The following is a 14,839-nucleotide window of genomic DNA, read 5'->3' on the forward strand; positions in this document are numbered from 1 at the left end:
AGGCCGGATACCGTCGAGCAAAACCCGGGGCGCGCCCTTCCCGCCCCAGGAATTGATAAATTACTCTTTCAGATCAATGAGATGGATGAGATACGAAAAACGCCTGGCGGCTTTGCCTGACGGCGGGTCTTGCAGTCGCCCGGAGACGAGTCAGTCGTCGGGCGCCTGGCAACGCGGCGAACCAATGCTCCCGATGGCGGTATCGCCGAGGCTAGAAGCGCACCCGCAAAGTCATCCCCGCGCTACGCGGATCGCCCACCAGAACGCCGTAGTCGCCGGCGCCCAGCAGCGAATAGACCGCCGTCACGTAGTGGCTGTCGAACAGGTTGTGCACCCAGCCTTCGACGTCCCAGCGCCGGTCCGCGCGGCGCAGGCCGACGCGCAGGTCGGTCAGGCTGTAGCTCGGCTGGTAGCTGCCCTCGCCGCCTTCGAGGGTGCCGTAGTAGCCCGTGCGCAGGCTGTAGGCCACCCCACCATAGGCCTCCAGTGCCGCCGCCAGCGGATGGCTGTAGTCCAGGCCGGCGCTGAGGTTCCACTCCGGCGCGTTGTACAGCCGCTCGCCGGACAGGTCGCAGTTCGTTTTGCCGGACGCCGGCGCGCAGGGCGCGTTGGCGAATTCGCGATAGCGCGCATCGCTCCACGCCAGTCCCAGGCGCAACTCCAGGCGCGGGCGCAGCAGCCAGCTGGAATCCACCTCCACCCCGCGCAGGCGCACCTTGCCGACGTTGATCAGGTTGTCCCGCAGCGGCGGTGCGAACAGCGTGGCCGGCGGGCTGTAGGTGAGCGCCTGGTAGTCGTCGACATCGGTCTGGTAGAGCGCAACCCCGAGCAGCGCCCGGCCCTCCCAGAAGCGCGCCTTGACCCCGGCTTCCAGCGAGGTCGCCCGCTCGGTGCCGAAGGTGGGCTGGCTGTTGGGGCCGATCACGTCGAAGTTGATGCCGCCCGCCTTGTGCCCGCGCGACCAGCTGGCGTAGGCCAGCAGCGTGTCGCTGAAGCGATAGCTCAGGCCGAACAGCCCGGACAGGTCGCCGTCGTCGACCTCGTCCTCGCGGTAGTAGTCGCCGCCCAGAGCGATGTCGCGCAACAGCTGGCCGCCCAGTTGCAACGGCAGCGGCAGCCCGTCCAGGGGCGCCAGGCCGTCGACCTCGCGGGAAATCCAGCCGTCCTTGCGCTCGCGGTCGTAGCGCAGGCCGAGGGTGGCCTCGAGTTTCTCCAGCGGGCGCCAGGACAACTGGCCGAACACCGCCCCGCTGCGGCCGCGCTGGCGTCCGTCGAAGTGCTGGCGTGCGCCGTCGAGCAGCGCGGCGGGAATCTGCGACGGGTCGCTGATCGGCAGGTTGAACGGCGGAGCGCCGATCACGTCCAGCCGGTCACCGGCGAAGAACGCCGCCGCATCCTTGCCGAAGGCCACCTCGCTGCTGCGATCCAGGCGCTGTTGCAGGTAATGCGCGCCCAGCACGAAATCCGTCCGTTCGTTCAGCTCGCCGGCCAGGCGCAGCTCCTGGCTGAACTGGCGATGGTCCAGCCCGGTGCCCGCCTGCGCCACCGACAGCGCGGTACTGTCGCCGTCGCGCTGGTCGTGGAAATCCCAGCGTCGATAGGCGCTGATGCTGGTGAGGCGCAGCGACTCGGAAAGCGCCCAGTCCATCTGCAGGGAAACACCGCTCTGCAGGGTGTCGGAGCGCACCGGATCGTTCTGCTTCACGTCCCGCGCATAGGGATCGATGGCCGGCAGCGCGTAGTTCATGAAGGCCGCGCGCTGGCGTGTCTGCTCGCTGTAATGCGCTGGCGACAGGGCGTTGCCGTCCTCGCGCTGGCGGCCGTACTCGCCGATCAGGCGCGCGCTGAAGAGGTCGCCGGGGGTCCACAGCAACTGCCCGCGCAGGCCGCGGCTGCCGATGTCGTTGATCGACTCGCCGTTGTAGAGGTTTTCCACCTGGCCATCGCGGGCGTCGTCGAAAGCGCTCAGCCGGCCGGCCAGCACGCCGGGCAACAATGGGCCGGAAAGGCTGCCGCGGTATTCGCGCAGGCCGTCGCCACCGAGACGGCTCTCGGCCGCGCCTTCGAAGTCCTGGGTCGGCGCTCGGGTGGTGATGTTCAGCGCCCCCGCCGTGGTATTGCGGCCGAACAGCGTGCCTTGCGGCCCGCGAAGCACTTCGATCTGCTCGACGTCCAGCAACTCGCTGAAGACCATGCCCGGACGCCCCTGGTAGACGCCGTCGACGAACACGCCGACGCTGCCGTCCAGGCCGTCGTTGTAGGCCGTGGCGCCGAATCCGCGCAGCCCCAGGCCCATGTAGCGCCCGCTGTGGCCGGAGACGACCAGGCCGGGAGCCCGTTGCTGGATATCCTTGAGCCGATGCAGGCCCTGCTGATCCAGCATTTCGCCGTCCAGCGTGGTCAGCGAAACCGGCACCTGCTCGGCCACCTCGTCGACGTAGCGCGCGCCGACCGTCACCGGGTCGAGCGCCAGCGGCTCGGCGAGCACCGGCGACGCCGTCAGCAGCAGCGGCCATGCGCGCCGCCACAGCGGCGCCCTCACGCGCTCAGGAAGCCGCGGCATGCAGCGCCCGCCCGATCAGCCCGTCGATGGTGCGCAGCAACTCGGCGGTATCCGAGGGTTTGAGCAGACAGGCGTCGAAGTCCAGTCGCTCGGAGAAACCCGCCGGCCGCTGCGCCGGGGCCGCCGAGTAGAGCAGCGCCGGCAGGCGTGGCCAGCCTACGCGCAGGACGCGCAGCAAGGCCCAGCCGTCCATGCGCGGCATGCTCTGGTCGCACAGCACCAGGTCGAAGGGTTCCTCCCGCAGACGCTCCAGGGCCTCCTCGCCATCCGCCGCGGATTGCGTCTCGAAGCCATAGCCTTCGAGCAGGTCGCACAGCCACTCGCGATTCATCGCCACGTCGTCCACCACCAGCACGCGCCGTCCGGCGCCGCTCACGGCGCCGGCGAAGCTCTCGCCGAACATGGCGTCGAGGTCGTCCTCGCTGGCCGGTTGCAGGTCGAGCGCGAAGGTGAAGCGGCTGCCGCGCGGCTCGGCGCGTTCGATCCGCAGCTCGCTGCCCATCGCGCCCAGCAGCTGCGCGACGATCGACAGGCCGAGCCCCGAGCCTTCGTAGTGCGTGGCGTTGTGCCCGCGGCGAAACGGTTGCAGCAGCTTGTCGCGCTCCGCCGGATCGATGCCGATGCCGTTGTCGGTGACGCTGAAGCGCAGGCATGCGCGGCCGTCCGCGGCGCCCGACTCGCCACTCACCTCGAAGCGGATCAGGCCGTCGCGGGTGAACTTCGCCGCATTGCCGAGCAGGTTCATCACCACCTGGCGCAGGCGCCGGAAGTCCGCGTGCACCAGCGCGGGCAGTTGCCCGGCGGTAACGAATTCCAGCCGGTTGCCACGGCGCGCGGCGAGGAAATGCCCCTCCTCCGCCAGCTCGTTGAGAAAGGCGTGCAGGTAGCCGGGCGCCTCGAGCAGTTCCATCTGCTGCAACTGCCCCTGGGAGAACTCCAGCAGTTCGTCGATCAGGCCCATCTGGTAGCGGGCGTTGCGCTCGATGTTCAGCGAGTAGTCGTTGCCCCGGGGCGCCTGCCGCAGCAGCCGGGCGTAATCGATGATGCTCGCCAGCGGCGCGCGCAGGTCATGGCTGATCCGCGCCAGCAGGGACCCGCGCGCATGCAGCGCTTCGCGCAGCTGCGCCGTGCGCAGCGTCACCGTGTGTTCCAGCTGCTCCTGGCTGGCCTCGAGGGCCTGCTGCGCGCGGCGTTCACGGTTGCGCCCGCGCCCCACTTCCATCACCAGCGTGCCGACCAGGAGCAGCACGCCCGGCAACGCCGAGGACAGGCTGTAGCGGTACTCGACGGATTGCCAGGGCACCTGCTGCAGCTCGAACACGTAGCGCACCAGAAACTGCAGCAGGTACGCCGAGGTCACCAGCCAGGCCAGCCAGGTGTGGCGAATCCCCCGCCAGTGGCCGGCGAGCAGCGTCGCCGGCAGCAGCGCGTAGATGCAGAATGCCAGGCAGGCATCGGCGATGCGGCTGCCCAGCAGCGGGTCGACGGCCAGCCAGCACAGGCGTCCCGCGCAATAGCCGAGCAGCACCAGGGCGAACGCGGCGTCCCAGTAGCGCGGCAGTCGGCGCACCTGCAGCAGTTCGCGAACGTAGGCGAGGAAGGCCAGCTGCGCGATGCAGGCGACCAGCACCAGCACGCTGCGAAACCAGGGCAACGCCGCAGGCCAGTAGACCAGGTAGCCGCCGATCAGGCAGGCCAGGGCGAGGTAGGAGAACACCGCTCCGGCATGCAGGATCAGCAGCCTCGAACGCAGCATCCAGCCGACCACGACGCTGAACGGCGCCAGCAACAGGACGATGCCCAGGGTCAGGCCATCCTCCAGGTGGATCGCCTGGCGCTCCTCCAGCAGCGGCAGGTCGGGCCAGAGCGTCGGGCTGAGCAGCAGCGGCGCGCCGCCGGCCACGCGGATCAGCACCACGGCGTATTCGCCCGCCTCCAGCGTGAGCGGGAACAGCGGCTGGCGTTGCACCACCGGCCATTCGCTCAGCGGGTGGGCGCTGCCGGCGACGAAGCGCTGCCAGGCGCCGTGCCGGCGCACATGCACCTGGATATCCTCGAGCCGTGGCGCGCCGACGCTGAGCCAGCGCGAGCAGCTCTCCGCTCCGGGATTCACGAACGCCAGGCGTATCCAGAACACGGAGCGGGTGTAGCCCTTCTCGGGCCAGGTCGCGCTGGCCGGACGAAAGTTGACCTCCGCCAGACGCCCGACCTCGTCGATGCTGGCTCGGCCGCTGACATCCTCGTAGAGGCCCACGCGCGGCAGCAGGGCGACCTTGGCCTCCTGGCACAGTTGCAGCGCCGCGAGCGCCGGCTCGGCACCCAGCGCAACCAGCAGCGCCAGCGCAGCGAACAGCAGCCGCCTCACCGGGGTGAGGCCCTCTCCACCGCCCCATCGCCCTGGAGCGTGCGGCGAAATGTGCTGGGTGTGGTGCCGGTGCGCTCGCGGAACGCGGTGGTGAAATTGCAGGCGCTGCGGAAACCGAGCAGGTCGGCGATGTCCTGAATGCTCATCGAGCCCTCGGCGAGCAGCTCCTGCGCGCGGCGCAGGCGCACCTCGCGGATGTATGCGAACACAGTGGTGTCCAGACGCTCGCGGAAGATCCCGGACAGGCGCTTGTCGTGGGTGCCCACCTTGCGCGCGATCTCCCCCAGCGACGGCAGCTCGCCGAGGTTCTGCTCGATGAAACGCATCGCGGCGAGCAAGACGATCTGTTCCGCCTCCACGCCTTCCGGGCTCTCCGCCGTCGGTGGCTGCTGTGGCGTGCGCCAGGTGAGCTGCAGGTGGATGCGGATGCGTGCCAGCACCTCGGCCGGCTCGCAGGGCTTGAGCACGTAGTCGACGCCGCCGAGCTGCAATCCTTCCAGGCGTTCCTCCACCGCGCCGGCGGAAGACAGGAAGATCACCGGGGTGCGCTGCGTGGCGGGCGCTTCGCGCAGTAGCCGGCACAGCGTGAAGCCATCCATCTGTGGCATCCGCACGTCGAGCAGGATCAGGTCGGGGCGCAGCGCCAGCGCGCGCTGATAGCCCTGCCGGGGATCGCTGGCGACGGTGATGCGCCAGGGCTGCGCGCGCAGCTGGACCAGCAGCGGCTGGATTTCCTCGGGGGTATCGTCGATGAGGAGAAGGTGGGGCCGGTGCCCGCCCGTAGCACTTCGTACATTCATACTGCTCTGATCCCTGGCCTTCGATACCCTGCCACGCTGTTGCCGAGGGCCGCGCGCCCGCTACGGGGACCCGGCTACAAACTCGAAACGTCGCAGTGCGCATGCCGACTGCATTGCGGGCGACCACTCGTCCGCTACCGCCAACTTTCCTTTCCTGCGAACCGCGCCGGCAAAGGCAAAATCCCCTGCGGCAAAAGTCCGGAACAAAAGAGGAACGTAAGATAGCGCACTGGCCGTGGAGGAAAAATGAGCAAGCGTTCCGCTGGGAGCAACAGAGCGTCCCAATCTCAGTTACCGACGCCCGCCCTGACCGCCAGCCTGTTCGCCGATCTCTACTGGTATCTGCAGGTGGTCGAGGCCGGCAGCTTCTCCGGCGCGGCCGAGCGGACCGGGGTCGCCAAATCCAGCCTGAGCCGGCGCGTCGCCCAGCTGGAAAGGCAACTCGGTGTGCAACTGCTCAACCGCAACACGCGGCTGTTCGCCATGAGCACCGTGGGCGAGCAGGTCTATCGACATGCCTTGGACATGCTGGCCGCCGCCGAAGCCGCCCGGGAATGCGCGCTGAATGCCACCGGCACACCCGGCGGGCTGGTGCGCATCGGCGTTCCCAGCATCCTTTCCGACTGGACCCTGGAGTTGCTCGCGAGCTTCCGCGACACGCATCCGGCGGTGCAGTTCGCCTTGACCCTGCAGGACAACCCCGCCGAGCTGGTCAGCCAGCGCCTGGACCTTTCGCTGAGCCTCAACGACGTCCCCAAGGACAGCGCCGCCGTGGTGGCACGCCCGCTGGCGCTGCTGAAACGGGTGGTCGCCGGCAGCCCGGCGCTGCTCGACACACTCGGCCAGCCGCGCTCGCTCGCCGACGTGGAGGACGAGCATCTGCTCACTCTCGCCTCGCCCACCGGGCTGATCTGGCAACTGCGTAGCGGCGCCCGCCAGATCCGCAACCCGGCGCTCAGCGCCGACAACACCCAGGCCCTGTTGCAGGGCGCCGGCGCGGGCCTCGGGCTGGCCTGCCTGCCGCTGTGCGCCTGCCTGCCGTCGCTGGAAAGCGGCGCGCTGAAACTGGCGTGCCAGGACGAAGGCCTGCCCTCCGCCACGCTCTACGCCCTCACCCCGCCGCACCGGGGCATCACCTCGACCGCACGAAAACTCATTGACCACATCCGCCAGGAACTCGCCAACCGCGAACGTCCGGGCGTGTCGGTGCTGTTCTCCTGACGCAGGTTTTCCTGGTTTTGACCGGGAGGGGCTTTCGTTAGCGTGGAAACCCGCTTAGGCGCCGGTCGTCGAAGACGCGACGTCCGCAACCGGCGCCGGCTGAAAGTCCTTCAGCAGCGCCCGAATGCGCTCGACGTCGGCAGGCGTCGCCGGGTTGTAGACGATCATGCCGAGATCGGGGCGGCCGTCCACGGCGAAACCGGAGTACTCCAGCTCGATCAGCCCCTGGCTGTCGTGGTGCAGGCGCTTGGTGCCCTCGCCATGGATGCGCACATCGTTGTCACGCCACAGCGCGGCGAACTCGGTGCTCTGCGAGCACAGCTCATCCACCAGTTGGCCGACCTGCGACGTGGCCCCGGCACGCAAGGCATCGGCGCGAAACGTGCCCACGAGGAAGCGCGCCATGCCGGTCCAGTCGTCCTGCCGGGCGCGCGCGGCCGGGTTGCAGAACATCAGGCGCAGGATGTTGCGCTGACCGGCCGGCAACCGGCCGTAATCGGTGAACACCGCCGCTGCGGCGCGGTTCCAGGCCAGCACATCCCAGCCGGCGGTCCTGATGATCGCGGGGCTGTACTCGAATGTATCCAGCAGCCGCTGCAAGCGCGGCGTCACCCCCTCGGGGACGCGATAGACGACTTCCGGCGGATGGCCGAACGCGAGGAGGAACAGGTGCTCGCGCTCCGGCTCGGTCATCAGCAGGCTGGCGGCGATCCGGTTCAGCACCTCGGCCGACGGCGCACCGCCACGGCCCTGCTCGAGCCAGGTGTACCAGGTCGGGCTGATGCTGGCCCGCTGAGCCACCTCTTCGCGACGCAGCCCCGGCGTACGGCGCCGCGCGCTGGAATAGCCGAAGTTCGCCGGGTCCAGGCGCGCCCGACAGTCCTTCAGATAAGCCCCCAGACGCTGAACCGACGACTCGCTCATAGCCACCCTGTTAGTCTTCATACCCTGATAACGTCACATCTTTTACCGGGTAAACACTACGCGCAGGCTGCTCGCTCCCGCAAAGAGAGAATTGCACCATGCGCGTATTCATAACCGGTTCCACAGGCTTCATCGGCACCCAGGTCACCCGCGAATTGCTCGCCGCCGGCCATCAGGTCCTCGGACTGACGCGCTCGGATGCCGGCGCTCGCGTCCTGCAGGCACTCGGCGCCGAGGTACACCGCGGCGATCTCGGCGACCTCGCCAGCCTGCGGCGCGGCGCCGACGTTTGCGATGCGGTCATCCACACCGCCTTCGATCACGACTTCGCCCGATTCGTCGCCAACTGCGAACAGGACGCCCGCGTGATAGCCGCCCTGGGCGCTGTACTGGAAGGTTCACAGTGCCCGCTGCTGATCACCTCGAGCACCGCCATGGGCTCCTCGACCCCGGGGCAGAGCGCGGACGAGGACCACGCGGACCTCCATCACCCGAATCCTCGGGTCGCTTCGGAACAGGCCGGGCACGCCCTGAACCAGCGCGGCGTCAACGTGGTGGTGATGCGCCTGTCGCAGATTCACGATCCGGTGCGGCAGGGTCTGGTGAGTTACGTCATGGACCTGGCGCGGGAGAAAGGTGTATCCGCCTACCTCGACGAAGGCCTCAATCACTGGTCGGCCGCGGCCCTGAGCGATACCGCCCGCCTCTACCGCCTGGCCCTGGAAAAACACCAGCCCGGCGCCCGCTACCACGCCACCGCGGAATCGGCCATCCGCTTCCGCGACATCGCCCAGACCATCGGCGACTGCCTCGGCGTGCCCACCCGCGCGCTGCCCCGCAACGAGGCCGCGGCACATTTCGGCTGGCTAAGCGCCTTCGTGGGAAAGGACATGAGCGCCTCCAGCCAAAAAACCCGCGAGCGCCTGGGCTGGCACCCGGCCGGACCGGGGCTGCTATCGGATGTGGCGGATTGTTTAGCGTCCGGGGACATGGGCCTGGAGGGAAAGAATCGGGACAACCGGCCTTAGCCCGGCCAAACCGGCGCCCCTAGCCCGCCACCTCGAAGATCGCGCCCTCCACGCCCAGCACTTCACCGCTGGGCGAGTACACACCGATGCCCGTCTCGCAGACTTCCTTGACGCGCCCATCGGCGCAGCAGATGCGGTAGCGCAGTTGAAACGGCTCGTGCTTGAGCAGGGCGCATTGCACGCAGTACCAGACGTAGTCGGCGTACTCGGCGAGGATCAGCGAGCCGAAGCTGTGCGCGGGGTCGCGGGTCAGGTATTCGGCGGAGTAGCCGGTCAGTTGCAGGCAGCCTTCGCTGACGTAATCCATGTACCAGGTGCGGGCGTTGTCGCCGCGATAGATCAGCACCGGCAGGTCGTTGATCAGGCCGGCGACGCTCGCCGGCCCGACAGCCGCCTTGCTGACGGTCGAGGCCACGCCCTTGTGGCGGTGCACCCAGCTGGCCAGCTGCAGGCGCGAGTGCAGGTGAAACTTGCGCAGCAGGCTACGCACATAGATTTTCACCGTGCCATCGCTGATGCCCAGTTCGCGGGCGATCTGCTTGTTGCTGTTGCCTGCGGCGATCAACTGCAGGGTCTGCTCCTCACGATCGGTCAGCGCATCTGACACGGCTGCGGGGGCTGGGGCGAAACTGGCTGCACGCATGTTCTCCTCGCCGTCTTGTGCGGTGTGGGACGAATACGGACAGCAACTTCCATGCCTCCCGGCAGGCACTACCCCTTTTGGCATATCCCCTTGGGCAGATTGTGCGCATAGGCGTGACAGGAAACTATTTTGCCTACAGGGAAACACCAGTCATGCACCAACACATGACCTGATCGCTTCAATCCAGGGCAAGTCTGCACAAGGATCGCCATGAATCGCACAACCGAACTGCACCCTTTCAGCGTGCCGCGATACCCCAGCGGAAATCCCGCCCAACGGGTGATCGTTCAGGTGCTGGTCACCCAGGACGCCGGGCAGCAACGCCATGCGCAACTGCTGGCCCGCGCCGATACCGAACTCCGCCACCTGGCGCTGCCGCAGTACGCCGACGAAGCCGCGCTGGGCGAGGCGCTCGCCACGCTGTTGAGCGAAGCCAGGGTTGGCGTGCACCTTGAGCTGCACGGTGATGAAGCCTTCATCTGGTCGCTGTGCGGGGTGGCCCGGGCTGCCGGCCTGCTGGGCGACGAGATCACCCTGCAGTGCAACGAAAGCGGGCGGCGCATGCTGTTCTGCGTGCACTGCGCCAGCCTGCAGGCAGGCACCTGCGCTGACCTGCAACCCTGCCGCCAGTGCGGGGTCATGCTGGAAGTGCGCCGGCATTTTTCCGAGCGACTGGGCGCCTACCTTGGCGTCTGCGCGGACGCCGACCAGCCCTATGCGCAGGCCCGGCCATGAGCGCCCTCGACGCGCGGGTCGGCGAAACGCGACTGATCACCCCGGTCATCCGCGAGGTTTCGCTGATGCCCGTGAACGGCACGCTGCCGGCCTTTTCCGCGGGCAGCCATGTGCAACTGCACCTGCCCAACGGCAAGCGCAACGCATACTCGCTGCTCAGCGACCCGGGCGACACCAGCCACTACCGCATCGCCGTGCGCCAGCAGGCCCAGTCCCGCGGCGGCTCGCGCTATGTGCACGAACAGTTGCAGACCGGCGATCAGCTGAAAATCTCTTCGCCGGCCAATCTCTTTCCACTGCACAGCACGGCGCGCCTGCACGTGCTGATCGCCGCCGGTATCGGCATCACCCCGTTCCTCGCCTATTGCACCGAGCTGCTGCGCCGCGGCGCCGCGTTCGAGCTGCATTACGCCTACCGCGCCGGGCTGAGCGATGCCTATGTCGAGGTGCTGCGCGAGCAGCTCGGCGAGCACCTGCACCTCTACGAAAGCAGCGCCCGGCGCCTCGACCTCGGTCAGTTGCTGGGCCATCGCCCGCTTGGCACCCACGTCTACGCCTGTGGCCCGCAATCGCTCCTCGATGCCCTGCGCGAGCAGAGCCTGGCGCTCGGCTGGCCCGCGGCGCGGGTGCACTGGGAGGCCTTCGCCGCGCCGGAGCCGGGCGTGCCCTTCGTCGTCGAGCTGGCCCGCAGCGGCCGGCAGGTGGCGGTCGGCGCCGAGCAAAGCCTGCTCGAAGCCCTGGAAAGCGCCGGCGTGGAGCTGCCGAACCTGTGCCGCGGCGGGGTCTGCGGCCAGTGCCGCACGCCCTACCTGAAAGGCGACGTGGAGCACCGCGACCTCTTTCTCGCCCACGAGGAACGCGCCAGCAGCCTGATGCCCTGCGTCTCGCGTGGCTGCGGCAGCCCGATCCTGCTCGATATCTGATACCGGAGACGTGCCATGACCCTGATCTTCAAACCGGCAGAAACCTACCGGGACGACTTCAGCTTCCGTAACAGCCCGGCCGCCATCGCCCGGTTTCCGTTTCCGTTCCCGGAAGACGCCTACATGTACTCGGTGAACATCGAGCCGGCGGTGTCGCGCGATCCGGGCTCGGTGTTCGAGCACAGCTTCGACGTCGACGAGCATTACCTGTCGGAGATGGCCGAGCGCGCCCGCGTGCTGGAGCGCGACCCCGAGCGCTGCCTGGTGATGCCGCACATGGCCCAGGCCGCCTGGGATCTGCTGGAGATGCTCATGGAGCACCTGGCCGGCGACTACCCGCAGCACTTCCTGCTGGAACGCAACGGCACCGCCTGGCGCTGGCAGAACCTGGCCATGGGCATCGATCAGTCGTTCACCTTCGGCGATGCCGACAGCCTGCCCTGCGAGCCGCTGGAGTACATCACCCGGCAGATGCAGGGCGATTTCGCCCTGCTCGACCAGCGCGACGGCGACCTGTTCATGGACGCCGGCATGGTCACCTGCCCGGCGGACTGGTCGCTGCGTTTCGATGCCGGCATGAGCTTCAAGCAGTGGCACTCGCCCGTGCCGATGGCCAACCAGATGGGCATCTTCGAACGCGCGCTGAAGTTTCTGCTGAACATCCAGGTCGGCCACCCGGTACGCCGGCTGAACTGGACGCTGACCATCAACCCGCGCCTGGACACCTCGCCGGAAACCTTCCACGAATGGGGCAGCGACCGCGGCTCGGTCACCCCGGACAACGTCGGTAGCCTCGTGCACCTGCGCGTGGAATTGCAGCACATGGCCCGCCTGCCGCGCTCCAACGCCGTGCTGTTCAGCATCCGCACCTACCTGATCAGCATGGAAGAACTGGTCAGCAACCCGGCCTGGGGGCGCCGACTGCACCGCGTGCTGCGCGACCTGCCGGACGCCATCGCCGACTACAAGGGCATGACCCGCTACCGCCAGACACTGGTGGACTGGCTGCGCCAGTTCGACCCCGAAGCCTGACGCTCACCCACCTGCATACGAGGAATTTTCCCATGGCCAATTCATGGCGCATCAGTGCGCTCCGCGAACGCCACCTGGCGCTTGGTTCGAACCTGGAAGACTGGAATGGCATGGGCACCGCCTGGACCTACGCCAGCGACCTGGCCGACCACCACGAGGCGATCCGCACCCGAGCCGGGCTGATGGACGTATCGGGCCTGAAGAAGGTGCACTACGTCGGTCCCCACGCCGAAAGCCTGCTCGACTACGCCACCACCCGCGACATGGCCAAGCTCTATCCCGGCAAGTCGGTGTACGCCTGCATGCTCGACGAGGACGGCACCTTCATCGACGACTGCATCGTCTATCGCACCGGCCCCAACGCCTTCATGGTGGTGCACGGCGCCGGCACCGGCTACGAGATGCTGATCCGCTCGGCGCAAGGCCGCCAGGTGGCGGTGCTGTTCGACGACGACCTGCACGACCTGTCCCTGCAAGGGCCGGCCGCCGTGGACTTTCTTGCCGAGCACGTACCCGGCATCCGCGAGCTGCCCTACTTCCATCACCTGCAGACCAAACTGTTCGACCGCCCGGTGATGATCTCGCGCACCGGCTACACCGGCGAGCGTGGCTACGAGATATTCTGCAAGGCCGCCGATGCGCCGCTGATCTGGGACGGCATCCTGGAAAAGGGCCAGGGCCACGGCATCATCCCCTGCGCCTTCACCGCCCTCGACTGGCTGCGCGTGGAGAGCTACCTGCTGTTCTTCCCCTACGACAACTCGCAGATGTACCCCTTCGCCGACCAGAAGGCGGGCGACACGCTGTGGGAGTTGGGCCTGGACTTCACCGTATCGCCGGGCAAGCGCGAATTCCGCGGCGCCGGCGAGCACTTCCGGCGCGAGGGCAAGGAGCGCTTCAAGATCTTTGGCGTGCTGCTCGAGGGCGAGAAAGCCGCCGAAGGGGGCGACACGCTCTGGCACGACGGCCGCCAGGTGGGCCTGATCACCTGCGCCATGTACTCGCGCCTGAGCGGACGCTCCATGGCCATCGCCCGCGTCGAACCCCACATCGCCGAGCAGGGCGTTCCCCTGGAGGTACGCGGCAGCCTGCAGGTCGGCGCCATCGCCCACAGCCTGCCCTTCGACGACCCCGAGAAGAAGAAACGTACCGCCAAGGGCTGAAGGTCTTGCGCGCTCCCGGGCGCTGCGTGGGTACGCGGCGCCATCACCGCCAATCGGAGAACCGAACATGAACCAACGCGTCGCCATCATCGGTGCCGGCCCTTGCGGCCTGGCGCAACTGCGAGCCTTCCAGTCGGCCCAGGCCGCCGGGGCGGACATTCCCGAACTGGTCTGCTTCGAGAAACAGGCCGACTGGGGCGGCATGTGGAACTACACCTGGCGCACCGGCCTGGACGAGCATGGCGAGCCGGTGCACGGCAGCATGTACCGCTATCTCTGGTCGAACGGGCCGAAGGAATGCCTGGAGTTCGCCGACTACAGCTTCGACGAACACTTCGGCCGGCCCATGGGCTCCTACCCGCCGCGCGAGGTGCTCTGGGACTACATCAAGGGCCGCGTCGAGAAAGCCGGAGTGCGGCCTTACATCCGCTTCGATACCGCCGTGCGCAACGTCAGCTTCGATGCCGACAGCCAGCTGTTCACGGTCACCGCGCACGATCACCTGAACGACCGCACCTACAGCGAAACCTTCGACTTCGTGGTGGTCGCCAGCGGCCACTTTTCCACCCCCAACGTGCCGAGCTTTCCGGGCTTCGAGCGTTTCGCCGGGCGCGTGCTGCACGCCCACGATTTTCGCGACGCGCTGGAATTCAAGGGCAAGGACGTGCTCATCGTCGGCGCCAGCTACTCGGCCGAAGACATCGGCTCGCAATGCTACAAGTACGGCGCCCGCTCGATCACCAGTTGCTACCGCAGCGCGCCGATGGGCTACAAATGGCCGGCCAACTGGGAAGAACGTCCATTGCTCACCCACGTCCAGGGCAGCACCGCCTTCTTCGCCGACGGCAGCAGCAAGCACATCGACGCGATCATCCTGTGCACCGGCTACAAGCACCACTTTCCGTTCCTGCCCGAATCGCTGCGCCTGAAGACCGGCAACCGCCTGTGGCCGCTGAACCTCTACAAGGGCGTGTTCTGGGAGCCGAACCCGAAGCTGATCTACCTCGGCATGCAGGACCAGTGGTACAGCTTCAACATGTTCGACGCCCAGGCCTGGTATGCCCGTGACGTGATCCTCGGGCGTATCGCCCTGCCCGACGCCGAGCACATGCGCACCGAAAATCTGGCCTGGCGCCAGGAAGAAGAAACGCTGGAAACCGCGCAGGAGATGTTCGAGTTCCAGGGCGAGTACATCCGCCAGCTGATCGCCGCCACCGACTACCCGAGCTTCGACATCGCCGAGGTCAACGCCACCTTCCTGCAATGGAAGGAGGACAAGTACGAAAGCATCATGGGCTACCGCGACAAGTGCTATCGCTCGCTGATCACCGGTACCCTCGCCACGCCCCATCACACCCCCTGGCTGGAAGCGCTCGACGACTCGCTGACGGCCTACCTGGCCGATGCCCCCACCGACTGCCTGAAGTCCGCCAGCTGAGGCG

The 14,839-nt window shown here is 67.7% G+C and carries 12 protein-coding genes; 7 read left to right on the top strand and 5 right to left on the bottom strand.

Translation table 11 applies throughout. The features are described 5' to 3' along the window. Window positions 1–211: 211 nt before the first annotated feature. From BLV15_RS11070 to BLV15_RS11080, 3 genes are read right to left on the bottom strand one after another with little or no spacing between them, the layout of a single operon-like run. Window positions 212–2,563 carry a TonB-dependent receptor gene (locus BLV15_RS11070; RefSeq protein WP_090227944.1) on the bottom strand — a complete coding sequence of 784 codons (2,352 nt, stop codon included), beginning with the start codon at window positions 2,561–2,563 and terminating at the stop codon, window positions 212–214. Beyond that, window positions 2,547–4,928 (bottom strand): hybrid sensor histidine kinase/response regulator, encoded by a 2,382-nt coding sequence (locus tag BLV15_RS11075; RefSeq protein WP_175534345.1) that lies wholly within the window; start codon window positions 4,926–4,928, stop codon window positions 2,547–2,549. The genes BLV15_RS11070 and BLV15_RS11075 overlap by 17 nt, the downstream gene beginning before the upstream one ends. Further along, window positions 4,925–5,728, bottom strand: a complete 804-nt coding sequence (locus tag BLV15_RS11080; protein ID WP_090229053.1) for a helix-turn-helix domain-containing protein — start codon at window positions 5,726–5,728, stop codon at window positions 4,925–4,927. Before BLV15_RS11080 ends, BLV15_RS11075 begins: the two co-directional genes overlap by 4 nt. Window positions 5,729–5,974: 246 nt before the next feature. Between BLV15_RS11080 and BLV15_RS11085 the strand changes: the two genes are divergently transcribed. Then, entirely contained in the window at window positions 5,975–6,949 is a 975-nt protein-coding gene (locus tag BLV15_RS11085; protein WP_090227949.1) for a LysR family transcriptional regulator, read from the top strand. Window positions 6,950–7,003: 54 nt separating this feature from the next. Here the strand turns inward: BLV15_RS11085 and BLV15_RS11090 are convergent, their stop codons facing one another. Further along, window positions 7,004–7,873, bottom strand: coding sequence for a helix-turn-helix transcriptional regulator (locus tag BLV15_RS11090; RefSeq protein WP_090227951.1), 870 nt, complete (start codon window positions 7,871–7,873; stop codon window positions 7,004–7,006). A 98-nt stretch (window positions 7,874–7,971) separates the two neighbouring features. On the opposite strand from BLV15_RS11090, the gene BLV15_RS11095 reads away from it, so the two are divergent. After that, on the top strand, window positions 7,972–8,901 hold the full coding sequence (locus BLV15_RS11095) for an SDR family oxidoreductase (protein ID WP_090227954.1): 930 nt from the start codon (window positions 7,972–7,974) through the stop codon (window positions 8,899–8,901). 19 nt (window positions 8,902–8,920) lie between these two features. On the opposite strand, the gene BLV15_RS11100 is transcribed toward BLV15_RS11095, so the two are convergent. Continuing rightward, entirely contained in the window at window positions 8,921–9,544 is a 624-nt protein-coding gene (locus BLV15_RS11100; protein WP_090227956.1) for a LuxR C-terminal-related transcriptional regulator, read from the bottom strand. 210 nt (window positions 9,545–9,754) lie between these two features. On the opposite strand from BLV15_RS11100, the gene BLV15_RS11105 reads away from it, so the two are divergent. The 5 genes from BLV15_RS11105 to BLV15_RS11125 all read left to right on the top strand — a co-directional run bounded on the left by BLV15_RS11105 (window position 9,755) and on the right by BLV15_RS11125 (window position 14,835). Further along, window positions 9,755–10,279, top strand: coding sequence for a dimethylamine monooxygenase subunit DmmA family protein (locus BLV15_RS11105; RefSeq protein WP_090227958.1), 525 nt, complete (start codon window positions 9,755–9,757; stop codon window positions 10,277–10,279). After that, window positions 10,276–11,202, top strand: coding sequence for a PDR/VanB family oxidoreductase (locus tag BLV15_RS11110; protein ID WP_090227960.1), 927 nt, complete (start codon window positions 10,276–10,278; stop codon window positions 11,200–11,202). Before BLV15_RS11105 ends, BLV15_RS11110 begins: the two co-directional genes overlap by 4 nt. 15 nt (window positions 11,203–11,217) lie before the next feature. After that, window positions 11,218–12,234 (top strand): heme-dependent oxidative N-demethylase family protein, encoded by a 1,017-nt coding sequence (locus tag BLV15_RS11115; protein ID WP_090227963.1) that lies wholly within the window; start codon window positions 11,218–11,220, stop codon window positions 12,232–12,234. 32 nt (window positions 12,235–12,266) lie between these two features. Next, window positions 12,267–13,397, top strand: coding sequence for an aminomethyl transferase family protein (locus BLV15_RS11120; RefSeq protein ID WP_090227965.1), 1,131 nt, complete (start codon window positions 12,267–12,269; stop codon window positions 13,395–13,397). Window positions 13,398–13,464: 67 nt separating this feature from the next. Further along, window positions 13,465–14,835: a flavin-containing monooxygenase gene (locus tag BLV15_RS11125; RefSeq protein WP_090227968.1), complete on the top strand. Its 1,371-nt coding sequence runs from the start codon at window positions 13,465–13,467 to the stop codon at window positions 14,833–14,835. Window positions 14,836–14,839 lie beyond the last annotated feature (4 nt).

This window comes from Pseudomonas kuykendallii (assembly GCF_900106975.1).
Lineage (GTDB): Bacteria > Pseudomonadota > Gammaproteobacteria > Pseudomonadales > Pseudomonadaceae > Pseudomonas_O > Pseudomonas_O kuykendallii.

Coding starts and splice junctions, on each gene's coding strand:
- BLV15_RS11070 (WP_090227944.1), bottom strand. CDS start 2,563: ATGCCGCGGCTTCCTGAGCGCGTGAGGGCGCCGCTGTGGCGGCGCGCA.
- BLV15_RS11080 (WP_090229053.1), bottom strand. CDS start 5,728: ATGAATGTACGAAGTGCTACGGGCGGGCACCGGCCCCACCTTCTCCTC.
- BLV15_RS11085 (WP_090227949.1), top strand. CDS start 5,975: ATGAGCAAGCGTTCCGCTGGGAGCAACAGAGCGTCCCAATCTCAGTTA.
- BLV15_RS11090 (WP_090227951.1), bottom strand. CDS start 7,873: ATGAGCGAGTCGTCGGTTCAGCGTCTGGGGGCTTATCTGAAGGACTGT.
- BLV15_RS11095 (WP_090227954.1), top strand. CDS start 7,972: ATGCGCGTATTCATAACCGGTTCCACAGGCTTCATCGGCACCCAGGTC.
- BLV15_RS11100 (WP_090227956.1), bottom strand. CDS start 9,544: ATGCGTGCAGCCAGTTTCGCCCCAGCCCCCGCAGCCGTGTCAGATGCG.
- BLV15_RS11105 (WP_090227958.1), top strand. CDS start 9,755: ATGAATCGCACAACCGAACTGCACCCTTTCAGCGTGCCGCGATACCCC.
- BLV15_RS11110 (WP_090227960.1), top strand. CDS start 10,276: ATGAGCGCCCTCGACGCGCGGGTCGGCGAAACGCGACTGATCACCCCG.
- BLV15_RS11115 (WP_090227963.1), top strand. CDS start 11,218: ATGACCCTGATCTTCAAACCGGCAGAAACCTACCGGGACGACTTCAGC.
- BLV15_RS11120 (WP_090227965.1), top strand. CDS start 12,267: ATGGCCAATTCATGGCGCATCAGTGCGCTCCGCGAACGCCACCTGGCG.
- BLV15_RS11125 (WP_090227968.1), top strand. CDS start 13,465: ATGAACCAACGCGTCGCCATCATCGGTGCCGGCCCTTGCGGCCTGGCG.